The sequence below is a fragment of the Rhizobium sp. NFR03 genome, assembly GCF_900111275.1.
Taxonomy (GTDB): Bacteria; Pseudomonadota; Alphaproteobacteria; order Rhizobiales; family Rhizobiaceae; genus Ferranicluibacter.
The window spans coordinates 264800-280857 of record NZ_FOGR01000004.1 but is presented as its reverse complement, the minus strand read 5'-3'; the positions used below and the strand labels follow the sequence as shown (position 1 = coordinate 280857).

Genomic DNA, 16058 nt, shown 5'->3' with positions numbered 1-16058 from the left:
GGATTGATATCTCCAACCGTGCATGTTAGCCATTGTCCATCGAAGAACAGGATGGTGGCGATGTGCGGCATTGTGGGATTGTTTCTGAAAGACGAGACGCTGCGGCCGGAACTCGGCCGGTTGTTATCGGACATGCTGATCACGATGACGGACCGGGGCCCGGATTCCGCCGGCATCGCGATCTACAACGCCCCTTCGGCGGGAACCTGGAAGTTGACGTTGCAGTCGGCCCAGCCGGACGTCGATTTCGCAGGTCTTTCCGAAGCGCTTGAAGCCGGAAACATTTCCGCCCGCGTTACGCTCAAGGATACGCATGCGGTCGTCGAGACGACGGCCGCCGTTGCAGATGTCCGCGCGTTCCTTGGCCAGACTCGTCCGCAGATCCGTATCATGGGAACCGGCGAGAGCGTCGAGATCTACAAGGAAACGGGCCTGCCGAAAGATGTGGTCGACCGTTTCGACGTTCGCTCGATGGGCGGAACGCACGGCATCGGCCATACGCGCATGGCAACGGAGTCCGCTGTAACGACGCTCGGCGCGCATCCATTTTCCACGGGGGCCGACCAGTGCCTCGTCCATAACGGCTCGCTGTCCAACCACAACAATCTGCGCCGAACGCTGATCCGCGAGGGCATGACCTTCGAGACGCAGAACGACTCGGAAGTCGCTGCGGCCTATCTCACGGCCGAAATGGCCAAGGGCAAGGATCTCGGCGAGGCGCTGACCGGCGCTCTGGACGATCTCGATGGCTTCTTCACCTTCGTCGTCGGCACGAAGTCCGGCTTCGGCGTGGTGCGCGACCCCATCGCCTGCAAGCCGGCCGTCATGGCCGAAACCGATCAATATGTCGCCTTCGGCTCGGAATACCGGGCGCTGGTCAACCTGCCCGGCATCGAGACTGCCCGCGTGTGGGAGCCGGAGCCGGCCACCGTCTATTTCTGGGATCACGAGAAGGCTGCTTGAGAATGCCGACATTCGACCTGTCCTCCACGCCGCTGCGCGAGCTCAACAGTGCTCTCCACGCCCTTTCGAAAGGTGCCAACGACACGGCGTTCGACGTCGTCAATCCGCGCGGTGCGCACGCGGTAGCCGTTGGCATCGATGCGCCCGTTACCGTCGAGGTGCGTGGCTCCGTCGGCTATTACTGTGCCGGCATGAACGACGGTGGGGCGGTCACCGTCCACGGTTCGGCGGGGCCGGGCGTGGCCGAGAACATGATGTCCGGCACGGTCGTCATCGAGGGCGATGCCAGCCAGTATGCCGGTGCGACCGGGCAGGGCGGTCTTCTCGTCATCAAGGGCAATGCGGCCTCGCGCTGCGGCATTTCCATGAAGGGCATCGACATCGTCGTCCATGGCAGCATCGGGCATATGTCGGCCTTCATGGGCCAGTCCGGCCATCTCGTCGTGCTGGGCGATGCGGGCGATGCGCTGGGCGACAGCCTCTACGAGGCGAAGCTCTTTGTGCGCGGTACCGTGAAGAGCCTCGGCACCGACTGCATCGAGAAGCCGATGCGGCCGGAGCATCTGGAGACGTTGCGCGGGCTGCTCGAGCGGGCCGGGGCCACCGATGCGAAGCCGGAGGAGTTCAAGCGCTACGGTTCGGCGCGCACGCTCTACACGTTCAACATCGACAATGCCGACGCATACTGAAGGCCCGAGGGAACATCCATGAGCTATCACAACCCCTATACTCCGCCGCGCAAGTCGGCGACCTTCGACGATGCGACGCTGGCCGAGATCCGGCGCGCGGCCGCCACCGGCATCTACGACATTCGCGGAGCGGGCACGAAGCGCAAGCTGCCGCATTTCGATGACCTCCTGTTTCTCGGTGCCTCGATCTCTCGCTATCCGCTGGAAGGCTACCGGGAGAAGTGCGACACCTCCGTCGTACTCGGCACGCGGTTTGCAAAGAAACCCATCCGCCTGAAGACGCCGATTACCATTGCCGGCATGTCGTTCGGCGCACTTTCCGGCAATGCCAAGGAAGCGCTCGGACGCGGCGCGACGCTGGCGGGCACCTCGACCACGACCGGGGACGGCGGCATGACCGACGAGGAGCGCGGGCATAGCGAGATGCTGGTCTACCAGTATCTCCCGTCGCGCTATGGCATGAACCCGCGCGACCTGCGCCGCGCCGATGCGATCGAGATCGTCATCGGGCAGGGCGCCAAGCCCGGCGGCGGCGGCATGCTGCTCGGCCAGAAGATTTCCGACCGCGTCGCCCAGATGCGCAACCTGCCCAAGGGCATCGATCAGCGCTCGGCCTGCCGCCACCCGGACTGGACCGGCCCCGACGATCTGGAGATCAAGATCCTCGAACTGCGCGAGATCACCGACTGGGAAAAGCCGATCTACGTCAAGGTCGGCGGCTCCAGGCCCTATTACGACACGGCGCTTGCCGTGAAGGCCGGAGCCGACGTCGTGGTGCTCGACGGCATGCAGGGCGGCACGGCGGCGACGCAGGACGTCTTCATCGAGAATGTCGGCATGCCGATCCTCGCCTGCATCCGCCCGGCCGTTCAGGCCTTGCAGGATCTGGACATGCATCGCAAGGTGCAGCTTATCGTGTCCGGCGGCATCCGCTCGGGCGCGGATGTGGCCAAGGCGCTGGCGCTCGGCGCGGATGCGGTGGCCATCGGCACCGCCGCGCTGGTCGCGCTCGGCGATAACGATCCTAAGTGGGAAGAGGAATACCAAAAGCTTGGCACGACGGCCGGTGCCTATGACGACTGGCACGAGGGCAAGGACCCGGCCGGCATCACCACGCAGGACCCGGAACTCGCTGCCCGCCTCGATCCGGTTGCGGCCGGGCGCCGCCTTGCCAACTATCTCAAGGTCATGACGCTGGAGGCACAGACCATCGCGCGCGCCTGCGGCAAGAACCATCTGCACAATCTGGAACCCGAAGACCTCTGCGCGCTCACGATGGAAGCTGCCGCCATGGCGCAGATCCCGCTTGCCGGCACCAGCTGGTATCCCGGTAAGGGAGGCTTCTGACATACGCATGATGCGCCGTTCTATCCAGAGATGAAGCAACCAGACTTCACCGGATAGGCCGCTGCAAGACGACAAAGCCGGTCCGCATCTGGGAGGGTGCGGCCGCCTTCAAGACGTGTCTGATAATCCACAAGGGGAACGACGTGACACTGGACCTCTCGACCTATGCCGCAGAACACGGCATCCGCTATTTCATGATCAGTTACACCGATCTTTTCGGTGCCCAGCGCGCCAAGCTGGTACCGGCGCAGGCCATCGCCGATATGCAGGCGGATGGCGCGGGCTTTGCGGGCTTTGCGACCTGGCTCGACCTGTCGCCGGCCCATCCCGACCTCTTTGCGCTGCCGGATGCGTCCTCGGTCATTCAACTTCCGTGGAAAAAAGACGTGGCCTGGGTCGCGGCCGATTGCCGGATGGACGACAAGCCACTCGATCAGGCACCGCGTGTGCTTTTGAAGCGGCTGGTGGCGGAAGCCGCCGAGATGGGGTTGCGGGTCAAGACCGGCGTCGAGCCCGAGTTCTTCCTCACCTCGGCCGACGGCTCGATCATATCTGACACATACGACACGGCGGAAAAGCCCTGCTACGACCAGCAGGCGGTGATGCGCCGGTTCGACGTGATCGCGGAGATCTGCGATGCGATGCTGGAGCTCGGATGGAAGCCCTACCAGAACGATCATGAGGACGCGAACGGCCAGTTCGAGATGAACTGGGAATATGACGATGTGCTGGCCACAGCCGACAAGCACTCGTTCTTCAAGTTCATGGTCAAGTCCATCGCCGAGAAGCACGGACTGCGCGCCACCTTCATGCCGAAACCGTTCAAGGGGCTCACCGGCAATGGCTGCCACGCCCATATCTCGGTCTGGGATCTCGCGGGCAAGACCAATGTCTTTGCCGACAAGGATATGCCGTTCGGCCTGTCCGCGACCGGAAAGACCTTCCTCGGCGGCATCATGAAACATGCCTCCGCACTTGCCGCCATCACCAACCCGACCGTCAATTCCTACAAGCGCATCAACGCGCCGCGCACCGTTTCAGGTGCCACCTGGGCTCCGAACACGGTGACATGGACCGGCAACAACCGCACGCACATGGTGCGCGTTCCCGGCCCCGGCCGGTTCGAGCTTCGCCTGCCTGATGGCGCCGTCAATCCCTACCTGCTGCAGGCGATCATCCTTGCGGCCGGCATGTCGGGCATACGCTCGAAGGCCGATCCCGGTCCGCACCACGATATCGACATGTACCGTGAAGGCCACACGGTGACGAACGCGCCCAAGCTTCCGCTGAACCTGCTCGACGCCCTGCGGGACTACGAAAAGGACGGCGAGTTGCAGGCGGCGATGGGCAAGGATTTCTCCGCCGCCTATCTCAAGCTCAAGCATGGCGAGTGGACGAGCTATTGCAGCCATTTCACGGCCTGGGAACGCGAAACGACGCTCGATGTCTAGGTATCGGACGCTCTTCCAACGACCCGCAAGTCCGCTTTCAACCTCATCGTCGCACGCATCACGAAAGGACGCGTCTTGAACCCGTTCGTTCTCACCGTCACCTGCACCTCGCGTCGCGGCATCGTCGCCGCCATCTCGACCTATCTTGCTGACAAGCACTGCAATATCGTCGACAGCGCCCAGTTCGACGATCTGGAGACCGGTCGCTTCTTCATGCGCATCGGGTTTCGCTCGGAGGATGGCCTGTCACTCTCCGTGATCGAGGCGGATTTCGCCGCTGTCGCGCAGCCTTTCGCCATGGACTACCGGTTTCACGATCCGGCCACGCCGATGAAGGTCGTGCTGATGGTCTCGCGCTTCGGGCACTGCCTCAACGACATTCTCTACCGCTGGAAGATCGGCGCTCTGCCGATCGAGATCGTCGCCGTGGTTTCCAACCATTTCGACTACCAGAAAGTGGTGGTCAATCACGACATCCCGTTCCACCACATTCCCGTAACCAAGGCCAACAAGCCGGAGGCGGAGGCTCGCATCCTCGCGCTCATCGAACAATCCGGTGCCGAGCTCGTCGTGCTCGCCCGTTACATGCAGGTTCTGTCGGATGCCATGTGCGAGCGGATGTCGGGTCGGATCATCAATATCCACCACTCCTTCCTGCCGAGCTTCAAGGGGGCTAACCCGTACAAGCAGGCCTACGGGCGTGGCGTGAAGCTGATCGGCGCGACCGCGCATTACGTGACGGCGGAACTCGACGAAGGCCCGATCATCGAGCAGGACGTCGCCCGCATCACGCATGCGCAAAGTGCGGCGGACTACGTGTCCATCGGCCGGGACGTGGAGGCGCAGGTGCTGTCCCGCGCCATCCACGCGCACATCCACCACCGTGTTTTCCTCAACGGCAACCGCACCGTCGTCTTTCCCGCCAGCCCTGGCGGCTACGCCTCCGAGCGCATGGGCTGAGCCTGCGCCGCGACACCTGACGACGAAACGAGAGCGACGTAACTATGACCGCAACGATCATCGACGGGAAAGCTGAGGCCGCAAAGCTTCGGGCGGACGTGGCGCTGGGTGCGGCGGCCTTTGCCGCCGCGTATGGGCGCAAGCCAGGGCTTGCCGTGGTGCTTGTCGGCAACGACCCTGCCAGCGAGGTCTATGTCGGCTCCAAGGTGCGGCTGACGCGCGAGGTCGGCATGGAAAGCTTCGAGCATCGCCTTTCCCCCGACATCCGGCAGGAGGACCTCCTGTCTCTCGTGCGGCAGCTGAACGCCGACCCCTCTGTCGATGGCATTCTCGTGCAGTTGCCGCTTCCCGGTCACCTCGATGCCGGCAGCGTTATCGCGGCCATCGATCCGGGAAAAGACGTCGATGGGCTGCATCCGGAAAATGCCGGTCGGCTGATGAACGGGCTGCCGGGCCTTGCACCGTGCACGCCGCTCGGCGCGATGCTGCTGGTCTCGCGCACGCTCGAAACGGTCTCCGGGCTGAATGCCGTCGTGCTTGGCCGTTCGGTCCTCGTCGGCAAGCCCGTGGCACAGATGCTGCTTTCGGCCAATGCCACGGTGACGATGGCCCATTCCCAGACCCGCGACCTGCCGGACCTCTGCCGGCGTGCCGACATTCTCATTGCGGCGGTCGGCCGTCCCGAAATGGTTCGCGGCAACTGGATCAAGCCGGGTGCCGTGGTCATCGATGTCGGTATCAACCGGTTGACTGCGGGCGCCGATGGCAAGGCAGGCCGTCTTGTCGGAGACGTCGCCTATGAGGAGGCTCGGACGGTCGCCGGCGCCATCACGCCGGTCCCGGGCGGAGTGGGGCCGATGACCATCGCATGCCTTTTGCAGAACACGCTTCGTGCCGCGTCGATGCGCGCATCGGCCTAACGGTCTCCCCGGCCTGCGCGGCCCCTCTCAGTCTTCCAGAAACTCCGCGCTCATGCGGGCGAGATCGTCCCACAGGCTCTGGGCAAAGCCGCGCAGGACCATGATCTCGAATGTATCATCCCCCGTGCGGGTCAGGTGAGCGGCGATGTGGCCGATAAGCGCCGTCGTGGCGTGTCCTACAGGAAAGTTCGACAGCGAGAGATCGACAGCCGTACCCTTGGCCAGCATAGGCTCGACCATCGGGCCGGCGGCGCGAATACGGACGCGGCCAGCGCTCTGATCCACACCGAAGGCCTCCGGCTGAAGGCTCGCTGAGAGATCTGCAAGTTCGGCATGCGTCTTTGTCCGGTCGCCGACGATGAAGCACTGACCGGGACCTGCGGCGCGCACGGCATGCGGCGAGCCATCCGACATCGCCTCGAGCCGCGCCGTGAGATGAGGATCGCCGGGCTTACCCAGCACCTGGATCACATGCCCCTCCGGCAGCGCCTCGAGCATGATCGCCCGGCTGACGAGGCGTGTGCAGCCTTTGAGTGCGGCCTGCTGAGTGAGACGAAAATCAGACATGAAGCTTCTCGTTTTCCGGATCGAAAAAGACCGGATCGCACAGGCGGCCGGGCGTGAATTCATTGCGGATGCCATTCCAGATCGTCACCGTCTCGCCGTGGCGCGATGCGCCACGCTTGACGAGCGCAAGACCGATGGTCGATCCGATGTGGGGTGAATATGCGCTCGATGTGACATAGCCCTGGTCGTTTTCGAGAGTGGCTTCGGCGTTCAGCGCAAGAATATGGGACCCGGTGCGGAACGAGGTCTCGGGATCGAGCGGCCGAACACCCACGAGTTGGGCGCGCTCGGGATCCACAAGACCCGGGCGCCCGACCATGGCCTTGCCGATGAAGTCAGGCTTCGTGGCGGAGACCATCTTGCCGAAGCCGAGATCGCCCGCCGTTGCCGTACCGTTGATCTCGTTATGGGTGACGTGTCCCTTCTCGATGCGCAGCACACTCAGCGCCTCCACGCCATAGGGCTGGATGCCGTGCAGTGCGCCGGCGTCCATCAGCGCTTCGGCGACGCTCTCGCCATAGCCGGCGGGCACGGCGAGTTCGTAGGCCAGTTCTCCCGAGAACGAGATGCGGAACAGGCGTCCATGCAGAGCGCCGCCGAAGAGCGAGACCTCGCGGGCGGCAAGGAAGGGGAAGGCATCGTTGGACAGGTCCGCGTCCACGATGGTCTGCAGGATGCGACGCGCCTTCGGTCCCGCGATCGCCATCTGCGCCCACTGGTCGGTGGAGGAGGCGAGCCGCACATCGAGATCCGGCCACAGAACCTGCGCGCAGAACTCAAGATGGTTCATCACCCCGGCGGCGTATGCCGTCGTGGTCGTCATGAAATAGTGGTTCTCCGACAGACGGCTCGTCGTGCCATCGTCATAGATCATCCCGTCCTCGCGTAGCATCAGACCATAGCGTGCCTTCCCGACCGGCAGCTTCAGGAAGGCATTCGAATAAACGCGATTGAGAAACTCCGCGGCATCCCTGCCGCAGATCTCGATCTTGCCGAGCATCGAGACGTCGCACAGCCCTGCATGGGCGCGCACGTTCAGCACTTCGCGATCCACGCTCTCGCGCCATGTCGTTTCACCGGGGCGCGGGAAGAAGGACGAACGGTACCAAAGCCCGGTCTCGACGAAGGTAGCGCCGAGCCTGCGCGCCCAGTCATGCAGGGGCGAGCGGCGAACGGGCTGGAAGTCATGGCCGTGAGAGGCACCCGCCAGCGCACCGAAGGACACCGGCGTGTAGAACGGCCGGAAGGTCGTCGTGCCGACATCATCCGGAGAAACGCCACGCGCCTCCGCCAGAAGGCCGATGGCATTGACGTTCGACAGCTTGCCCTGATCGGTCGCCATGCCGTTGGTCGTATAGCGCTTGGCCAGCTCCACATGGCCGTAGCCCTCCTGAACGGCGAGATCGAGATCGCGCCGGTGCACGTCGTTCTGGAAATCGACGAAGGCCTTGCCCTTGACGCCGGGCACGGTCCAGAGCGGCCGGGCAGGGGGCGAGACGATGTCACCCTCGACGGCAATCGGGGCTGCCGGGGTGGTGTGGACGGATATCTCGTCCAGAAGAGCCATGGCTTTTCGCGCCCCGTCCTCAAAACAGGCGGCGATGCCTGACGTGGTGGCGACGGAACCGGCAAGATCGAGGCCGACGAGATTGCCAGGCGCAAGGAAGGCGGACTGTGCGTCCGACCATAGCGGCTTGGCCCCGCGATGGCAGGCGAGGTGGATGATCGGGCTGAAGCCGCCCGCCATGGCGAGCGCATCCACCGCCACGGTTTCCGTCTCCCCGTTCCGAAGCACCGTGATGGAGGAGAGTGCCTTGCCGCCCGCGGCATCCGAGACGACGGCACCCGTGACGACGCGTGCCTTGCCCTGATAGGGAAACGCCGCGTCAGCTCGACTGTCGACGATGATTTCGGGCACGATGCCGTGCGCTTCCAGATCGGTCGCCAGCGCATAGCCACTGTCATTGGTGGTGAAGATGGCAACCTGCCGGCCGGGCGCAACGCCATAGCGGTTCAGATAGGTGCGCATGGCACCCGCCATCATGACGCCCGGAATATCGTTGCCGCCGAAGACGAGCGGTCGCTCCTCCGCACCGGTCGCCAGCAGCGCCTTTTTTGCCACGATGCGCCAGAGGCGTTCCACTGCTCGTGCTGCGAGGGGCACCGGCACATGCTTCTGCACGCGCTCGATGGCTCCGAAGACATTGCCGTCGTACCAGCCAAACGCGGTTGTCCGCAGCAGCATCGTCACATTCGCAAGCGACGCCAGTTCCGCCATCGTCTGCGCGACGAAATCCTGCGCTGGCTTTCCGTCGATCTGCGCCGTCTCGGACAGGAGCATGCCACCGGCCGCCGCATGCTCTTCGACAAGAATGACCCGGGCGCCCGCGCGCCCGGCCGTCAGCGCTGCCGCGAGGCCGGCCGGGCCGGAGCCGATGACGAGAAGGTCGCAATGCGCCCAGCATTTCTCATAGGTATCCGGGTCTGCCGTGTAGCTCGCCGTGCCAAGTCCGGCAGCCTTGCGGATAAAGGGCTCGTAGAGTTTCTCCCACAAGGGCGCCGGCCACATGAAGGTCTTGTAATAGAAGCCCGCGCCAAGAAAGGGCGAGAGAAGGCCGTTCAGCGCGCCGATGTCGAAAGCAAGCGATGGCCAGCGGCTCTGGCTGCGTGCCTCCAGCCCCGCATAAAGTTCCTGCATCGTGGCACGGGTATTGGCTTCGGTTCGACCGCCTGTACCGATCGTCATCAATGCGTTCGGCTCGGCAGCACCAGCGGTGAGGATGCCGCGCGGCCGGTGGTACTTGAAGCTGCGGCCGAGGAGGAGGCGACCATTGCCGAGCAAGGCGGAGGCGAGGCTGTCGCCCGCGAAACCCGTCAGTGGCTTTCCGTCGAAGGTGAAGGACAGTGGCGTCCGCCGGTCGATGAGCCCGCCGGCCGGAAGGCGATAGGGCGTCATGGTCGTGCCTCTCCGGCTGCACCAAGCACGGCTTCGCGGCTTGCAGCGATCTCGTGCGTCGCTGTATCGCGCGTCACCACCAGCCAGCGGCGGCAGCCCGCCGTGTGGTGCCAGTGTTCGTCGTAGCGCCCGCGTGGGTTGTCGCGCAGGTAGACGTAATCCATCCACGCCGCCGGATCTGCATCCGCTGCCGGGCGCACGAGCGCCGCGCCCTTGATGGTGAATTCTTCCCTCGGTCGGGCGCCGCAATGCGGGCAGGGGACGAGACTGGCCATGTCAGGTGCTTCCTTGCAAAGGTTCAGTGAAGGTTGGGCTGCGCGCCCTGGCCTTTTTCGTCGATGAGATATCCGCGCTCGAACCGGTCGAGCCGCATCTGTCGCGTGGTGTCGTGCGAGACGCCCTTTGCCAGAAGATGGGCAAAGCAGAAGCCGGAGGCAGGCGTCGCCTTGAAGCCGCCATAGCACCAGCCGGCATTGAGATAGAGATTTTCGAGATGCGTACGGTCGATGATCGGCGATCCGTCCATCGACATGTCCATGATGCCGCCCCAGGAGCGCAGCACCCGGACGCGCGAGAGCGACGGGATCATCGCCTTGCCGGCTTCCGCGACATGCTCGACGGTCGCGAGATTGCCGCGCTGGGCATAGGAGTTGTAGCCATCGATATCGCCGCCGAAGACCAAGCCGCCCTTGTCGGACTGCGACACGTAGAAATGTCCGGCCCCGAAGGTCACGACGCCGTCGATGAAAGGTTTGAGGCCTTCCGATACGAAGGCCTGAAGCACATGGCTCTCGATCGGCAGCTTGATGCCCGCCATCTCGGCCACGCGTGAGGAATTGCCAGCGGCCGTAAGTCCGAGCTTGCCGCAGCCGATGAAGCCACGGCTGGTCTCGACGCCGGTGACGAGGCCGTTCTCGCGGCGGATGCCGGTGACCTCGCAATTCTGGATGATATCGACGCCACGCTGGTCGGCACCGCGCGCATATCCCCAAGCCACGGCATCGTGGCGCACCGTGCCGCCGCGCTTCTGCAAAAGGCCGCCCTGAATGGGAAACCGTGCATTGTGGTAGTCGAGGAAAGGCAGCATCTGCCGTACCGCCGCGCGGTCGAGCAGTTGCGCATCGACGCCATGCAGCAACATCGCGTTGCCGCGCCGCGTATAGGCATCGCGCTGGGCATCGGAATGAAACAGATTGAGCACGCCGCGCTGCGAGACCATGGCATTGAAGTTGAAATCCTGCTCCAGGCCTTCCCAGAGCTTCATGGACAGCTCGTAGAACGGATTGTTGCCGGGCAGCAGGTAGTTGGAGCGGATGATCGTCGTGTTGCGGCCGACATTGCCGGATCCGATATAGCCCTTCTCCAGCACCGCGACATTCGTGATGCCGAACGTCTTCGCGAGATAATAGGCGGTTGCCAGCCCGTGGCCGCCACCGCCGACGATGATCACGTCATAGTGCGCCTTCGGCTCTGGCTGGCGCCAGGCCGGCGTCCAATCCTTGTTGCCGCGAAGACCGTTCTTCAGAAGGGAGAGGGCGGAGTAACGCATGTCGGTGCCGTTGTGCCGGTCAATCGTGACCTGAGGATAGATCAGCGTCCGCATCGACGATTGCATCTATAGGACAGATTGATGTAGTTTTCGGTCATGCCACATTTGGATACACGCGCGCTCCAGCGCATGGGCTTCATATTGATGCCGAACTTCGCGCTGATGTCCTATGCGTCGGCGACCGAACCCCTGCGCGCGGCCAATATGCTGGCTGGCTTGCCGCTTTACGAGCCCGTGATGCTCTCACCGGGCGGCGGGCCGGTGCGCAGTTCCTCTGGCATATCGGTGGATTGTGCCGATCTTGGCGAAAGCGGTGCCGGCTGCCACACGATCTTCGTCTGCGCCGGCGGCAATGTGGTCGACTGGGGGGATCCGGGCGGTCTCTACGCGGCACTGCGTCGCTATGCCCGTCAGGGCATCCGCATCGGTGGCATTTCCAGCGGCGCCTATGTCCTTGCCGCCGCCGGGCTTCTCGAAAATCGCGATTTCACTCTGCATTGGGAACACGCGGCTATTTTCCGGGAGGCGTTTCCGCATCTTCAGCCCCGGCAGGCTCGATATGTCATTACGGGCGACCGCGTCACGTGCGGGGGCGGCGTCGCGCCGCTGGACATGATGCACAGGATGATCTCGGAGCGGATGGGTGCGGACTTCGCCCGCCGTGTCAGCGACTGGTACCTCCACACGGCCGTGGCGGAGCCGACGGCTTCGCAGCGCGGTTCCGCTGCCGAACGGTTCGGGACACATCATGCAGCACTTCTGACGGTGCTGGAGACGATGGAAACAGCCATCGAGCAGCCGCTCGACCGGGCAACGCTTGCGCGGCTTGCCGGCGTCAGTCCGCGCCACCTCGATCGCCTGTTTGCGCAAGAGCTCGGCCGTGGCTTCCTCGAAACCTACCGCCTGATCCGCCTGACCCATGCGCGGCGCCTGCTGGAACAGAGCTCGCTCTCCCTTTCCAGTATCGCCTTCGCAACGGGCTTTTCCAGCGCCAGCCACTTTTCCCGCGCCTGCAAGGCTATCCTCGGGCAACCGCCGGGCGCGTTCCGGCACAAGGGGATGGGAGCGCGTTCTGGGATCGCGTGAGAGAGGTTTCGCAGCCTTTGTTCCCGACGCTTTTCGACAGATGACCGCTTAAAGCAGCGTCTTCTGCGCCGGCTCGGATTCTGGTTCCTGCTTCTCCCGCCCACGCCGGGCGCGCTCGGTCGTCGCGGTGAAGCGGATGTCGATATCGCGACTACGGGTAAACTCGTCCAGTACCTCGTCGTCCAAACGGTCCCAGTTGCGTCCCCGTTCCGGTCCCGCAGGCACACGGGGCAGCAGGCCGGGAAGGGCGCTCCAGGCGAGCAACTGTTCGAGGGAAACCGCGTTCAGCATATCGCGCAGGTGATGCGCGGTGACATAGGCATCCGGCATTGCCCGGTGAGCCGGCAGGCCGATCTCATGCACCAGCCCTTCCGGCATCCGCAGGTAGCGCAGCATCTGGTTCGAGAAGCGCGGAAGATCCGGCCAGAGACGCAGCGCGCATTTCCAGGTGCAGATCCAGGGCAGGCCGCCGCTCAGTCTCGGCGTGCAATAGCGCTGCTCGAACGATGCGCGATGAGCCGCCAGTGCATCAATGCGCCCTTCCGGTCTGAGCACGCCGGGCGCGATCGCCTTCCAGAAGGGTGCGTCCGCTACGTGCGCATCGAGGATATGATGAACGGCGATCGTATCCGGCGACATGGGACGTCCGGGATTGACCAGCCGCGCGCCACGCTCTTCGGTGACACGCCAGAACCCGTCGTTCTCCTGCACGACATCCTGCCAACCGATCTCGCAGACATCGTCCGCGCCATTGCCGCCGGTCTCCAGATCGATGACGCGAACCCTGCCTTGTATCATATTGGAAACGCCGCCTCTCTCCACGCTACCGCCGCCCGTTATATTCCGTAGCCATTCGGCAATTCGCGAAGATGGACGATGGTTCCGCAGAAGCCCTCCCGCAACTCCCCTATACGTGTTAGCTCTCTGCTCCGATCTTGCCGCTGCGAGACTCCAGCCGATAGCGACTGGCGGGGTAGACGAGGCGGGCGAGCGAGACGGTATTCTGGAAAGACCATGTGCGGCGGCGGATGGTGAGGCAGGGCTCCGATGGCAGGATGACGAGCAGCTTGCACTCCCACGCCTGCGGCATGGCTGCTTCGACCACATGCTCGGAGCCGCTGAGCGGTGCCGCGGTCGTCAGGTAGGAGTTCGGAGTTTCCAGCGTGAAGTCCTGCGCCAGATAGTCCGGGGCCATCTCGGGATTGACGAAGCGATCCTCGATCTGCACGGGAACGCCGTTTTCGCTGTGCACGATGAGCGAGTGGAACACCTCGGCGCCGATGGGCAGGTCAAGTCCGTCCGCAACGTCCGGCGAAGCCTGCTCGCGCGTGAGCACGATCACCTCAGCCTCATGCAGATGACCGCGCGCCTTGATCTCATCTGCGATGTTGCGCACCTCGAACAGTTCGGAATAGCCTTTGCGCTCCGCAACGAACGAACCGACGCCCTGAATGCGCACGAGTTCCCCTTCGCTCGCCAGTTCGCGCAGCGCACGGTTTGCGGTCATCTTGCTGACGCCGAGTTCGGAGACCAGTTCGTTTTCGGACGGCACGCGATGGCGCGGCGGCCATTCGCCGCTCTGGATGCGCCCGAGGATCATCTGCTTGACCCCGGCATAGAGCGGCGCACCATCGCCTTCCGTTCCATCCCAGCTGAGAGCGGGGGACTTGCCGCCATTGCGTTTCATCTGCTTAATCCCTGAGCATACAAAAAATCTGCTTCTAATGAAGCGTTGCCACTTGCATAGCACATCAAAAAGCATATGGTACCATATACAACGTGGTTTTCCCGTCTCAGGGCAAACACGGATCGGAAAAGCCGGCGCAGATCGGCTCAAGGGAATGCGTGCAAACTCCGAGAGGAACCGGACCATGAACATCACCAAGATCCTGACTCGAAGCGCCATGGCGCTCGCGGCTCTGTCCACAATGGCGCTGACCACCCCGGCCGCCGTCGCCAAGGACTGGAAGACCGTCACCATCACGCTCGAAGGCGCCTATGCGCCCTGGAACCTGACCAACCCCGACGGCACGCTCGGCGGCTTCGAGCCGGAGCTTGCCAAGTATCTCTGCGACCATATGAAGGTCGAGTGCACGCTCGTCGCATCCGACTGGGACGGCATGATCCCCGCACTGACGGCCGGCAAGTACGACGTCATCATGGATGCGCTGTCGATCACGGAAGAGCGCAAGAAGATCATCGACTTCACCATTCCCTACGCCCATACCCACGCGGCCTTCGCGACCGCGAAGGACAGCCCTCTGGCGAACGCCGCCGGTACCGGCACGGTGATCAAGCTCGATCCCGGCGCGACTGCCAAGGAGATCGACGCGCTCAAGGAAGCTTTTGCCGGCAAGACGATCGGCATTCAGGCTGCCACCGTCTACTCCAAGTTCATCTATGACAACTTCGGCAGCGTCGCTACGGTGCGGGAATACAAGACCGGCGCCGAGCGGGATCTGGATCTCGAAAGCGGCCGTATCGATCTCGTCTTCGACGACGCCGTCTACCTGATCTCTGCCTTCGAAAAGGCCAACGGCACGCTCGGCTTCACCGGTCCGGAAATCGGCGGCACCATCTTCGGCAGCGGCGAGGGCCTCGGCCTGCGTCAGGCGGATACCGACCTCCGCGATATGTTCAACAAGGCCATTCAGGCGGCGCTCGATGACGGCACCATCAAGACGCTTTCCATGAAGTGGTTCAAGACCGACGTCACGCCCTGACGCAGCACTCCTCGCCGCAGCCAGCCACAAGTTTGCGCTGCGGCGAAGGGTTGAACAACCATCGACATCCGAATGCGCCCCCGCCGGCGCATTCGGCAGCGAGGAAGAAGGGCATTTTCGCGTATGGCATTCCTGCAGACCATCGGCTTCGGCCCCACAGGCTGGGGCGGGCTTCTCCTCATCGCCACGTTGATGACGCTCTGCGTCACCGCCACGGCCCTTGTGATCGGCATGGTCTTCGGCACGCTCATCGCCTGGGCGAAGCTCTCCGGCAGTCGCATCGCGCGCACCGTCGGTAGCGCCTATACCACCGTGTTTCGCGGCGTGCCGGAGCTGCTCATCATCTATCTCGTCTATTTCGGCGGCTCCAGTCTCGTGACCGCCGCCGGCTCCGCCTTTGGCTATCAGGGCTTTCTCGGCATGCCCTCCTTCGTGGCGGGTTCGCTGGCCGTCGGCATCATCTCGGGCGCCTATCAGGCGGAGGTCTATCGCGGTGCCTTTCTCGCCATTCCGAAGGGCGAGCTGGAGGCGGCACAGGCAATCGGCATGCACCGGTCCTTGCGCTTCCGCCGTATCATCGCGCCGCAGGTGCTGCGGTTTGCCATTCCCGGCATCGGCAATGTCTGGCAGCTGAGCCTGAAGGATTCCGCCCTCGTCTCCGTGACCGGGCTCACCGACCTCATGCGCACCAGCCAGATCGCCGCCGGCTCCACACGGCAGCACTTTCTGTTCTTCATCGTTGGCGGCTGCCTCTATCTCGTTCTCACAAGCCTGTCCGACCGGGTGTTCAACGGGGCGGAACGCCGCGCCAATCGCAGCATGCCCGCCGGCATCGGCCAGGCCTGAG

At 63.8% G+C, this 16058-nt stretch carries 15 protein-coding genes; 9 read left to right on the top strand and 6 right to left on the bottom strand.

Going from position 1 to position 16058, the window contains the following annotated elements:
- The first annotated feature begins 60 nt into the window (after positions 1 to 60).
- The 6 genes from BSG19_RS14495 to folD all read left to right on the top strand — a co-directional run bounded on the left by BSG19_RS14495 (position 61) and on the right by folD (position 6330).
- A complete protein-coding gene (locus BSG19_RS14495) occupies positions 61 to 963 on the top strand; it encodes a class II glutamine amidotransferase (protein WP_092988736.1) in 903 nt (300 codons plus the stop codon).
- 2 nt (positions 964 to 965) lie between these two features.
- Complete coding sequence (locus BSG19_RS14490) at positions 966 to 1652, top strand: GltB/FmdC/FwdC-like GXGXG domain-containing protein (protein WP_092988735.1); 687 nt, start codon at positions 966 to 968, stop codon at positions 1650 to 1652.
- A gap of 18 nt (positions 1653 to 1670) precedes the next feature.
- Positions 1671 to 2999, top strand: a complete 1329-nt coding sequence (locus tag BSG19_RS14485; RefSeq protein WP_092988734.1) for an FMN-binding glutamate synthase family protein — start codon at positions 1671 to 1673, stop codon at positions 2997 to 2999.
- Positions 3000 to 3142: 143 nt separating this feature from the next.
- Entirely contained in the window at positions 3143 to 4450 is a 1308-nt protein-coding gene (glnT, locus tag BSG19_RS14480; RefSeq protein ID WP_092988733.1) for a type III glutamate--ammonia ligase, read from the top strand.
- Between the two features lie 75 nt (positions 4451 to 4525).
- On the top strand, positions 4526 to 5410 hold the full coding sequence (purU, locus tag BSG19_RS14475; protein WP_092988732.1) for a formyltetrahydrofolate deformylase: 885 nt from the start codon (positions 4526 to 4528) through the stop codon (positions 5408 to 5410).
- Between the two features lie 44 nt (positions 5411 to 5454).
- Positions 5455 to 6330 carry a bifunctional methylenetetrahydrofolate dehydrogenase/methenyltetrahydrofolate cyclohydrolase FolD gene (gene folD, locus BSG19_RS14470; RefSeq protein ID WP_092988731.1) on the top strand — a complete coding sequence of 292 codons (876 nt, stop codon included), beginning with the start codon at positions 5455 to 5457 and terminating at the stop codon, positions 6328 to 6330.
- 27 nt (positions 6331 to 6357) lie between these two features.
- Here folD and BSG19_RS14465 read toward each other — a convergent pair whose 3' ends face one another.
- The 4 genes from BSG19_RS14465 to BSG19_RS14450 are packed head-to-tail and all read right to left on the bottom strand — an operon-like array spanning position 6358 to position 11402.
- Positions 6358 to 6897, bottom strand: coding sequence for a sarcosine oxidase subunit gamma family protein (locus BSG19_RS14465; RefSeq protein ID WP_092988730.1), 540 nt, complete (start codon positions 6895 to 6897; stop codon positions 6358 to 6360).
- Entirely contained in the window at positions 6890 to 9853 is a 2964-nt protein-coding gene (locus BSG19_RS14460; protein WP_092988729.1) for a sarcosine oxidase subunit alpha family protein, read from the bottom strand. Before BSG19_RS14460 ends, BSG19_RS14465 begins: the two co-directional genes overlap by 8 nt.
- Entirely contained in the window at positions 9850 to 10128 is a 279-nt protein-coding gene (locus BSG19_RS14455; protein ID WP_092988728.1) for a sarcosine oxidase subunit delta, read from the bottom strand. Before BSG19_RS14455 ends, BSG19_RS14460 begins: the two co-directional genes overlap by 4 nt.
- Positions 10129 to 10151: 23 nt before the next feature.
- Complete coding sequence (locus BSG19_RS14450) at positions 10152 to 11402, bottom strand: sarcosine oxidase subunit beta family protein (RefSeq protein ID WP_092989079.1); 1251 nt, start codon at positions 11400 to 11402, stop codon at positions 10152 to 10154.
- 96 nt (positions 11403 to 11498) lie between these two features.
- Here BSG19_RS14450 and BSG19_RS14445 point away from each other — a divergent pair, with 96 nt between their 5' ends.
- Positions 11499 to 12488 (top strand): GlxA family transcriptional regulator, encoded by a 990-nt coding sequence (locus BSG19_RS14445; RefSeq protein WP_092988727.1) that lies wholly within the window; start codon positions 11499 to 11501, stop codon positions 12486 to 12488.
- A 48-nt stretch (positions 12489 to 12536) separates the two neighbouring features.
- On the opposite strand, the gene BSG19_RS14440 is transcribed toward BSG19_RS14445, so the two are convergent.
- The gene (locus BSG19_RS14440; protein WP_092988726.1) at positions 12537 to 13286 is read right to left on the bottom strand and encodes a DNA polymerase III subunit epsilon; all 750 of its coding nucleotides are present in this window, start codon (positions 13284 to 13286) and stop codon (positions 12537 to 12539) included.
- Positions 13287 to 13404: 118 nt separating this feature from the next.
- Entirely contained in the window at positions 13405 to 14175 is a 771-nt protein-coding gene (gene hutC / locus BSG19_RS14435) for a histidine utilization repressor (protein ID WP_092988725.1), read from the bottom strand.
- Positions 14176 to 14359: 184 nt separating this feature from the next.
- Between hutC and BSG19_RS14430 the strand changes: the two genes are divergently transcribed.
- The gene (locus tag BSG19_RS14430) at positions 14360 to 15211 is read left to right on the top strand and encodes a transporter substrate-binding domain-containing protein (RefSeq protein WP_092988724.1); all 852 of its coding nucleotides are present in this window, start codon (positions 14360 to 14362) and stop codon (positions 15209 to 15211) included.
- A gap of 123 nt (positions 15212 to 15334) precedes the next feature.
- Entirely contained in the window at positions 15335 to 16057 is a 723-nt protein-coding gene (locus tag BSG19_RS14425; protein WP_092988723.1) for an ABC transporter permease, read from the top strand.
- The last annotated feature ends 1 nt before the right edge of the window (position 16058 follow it).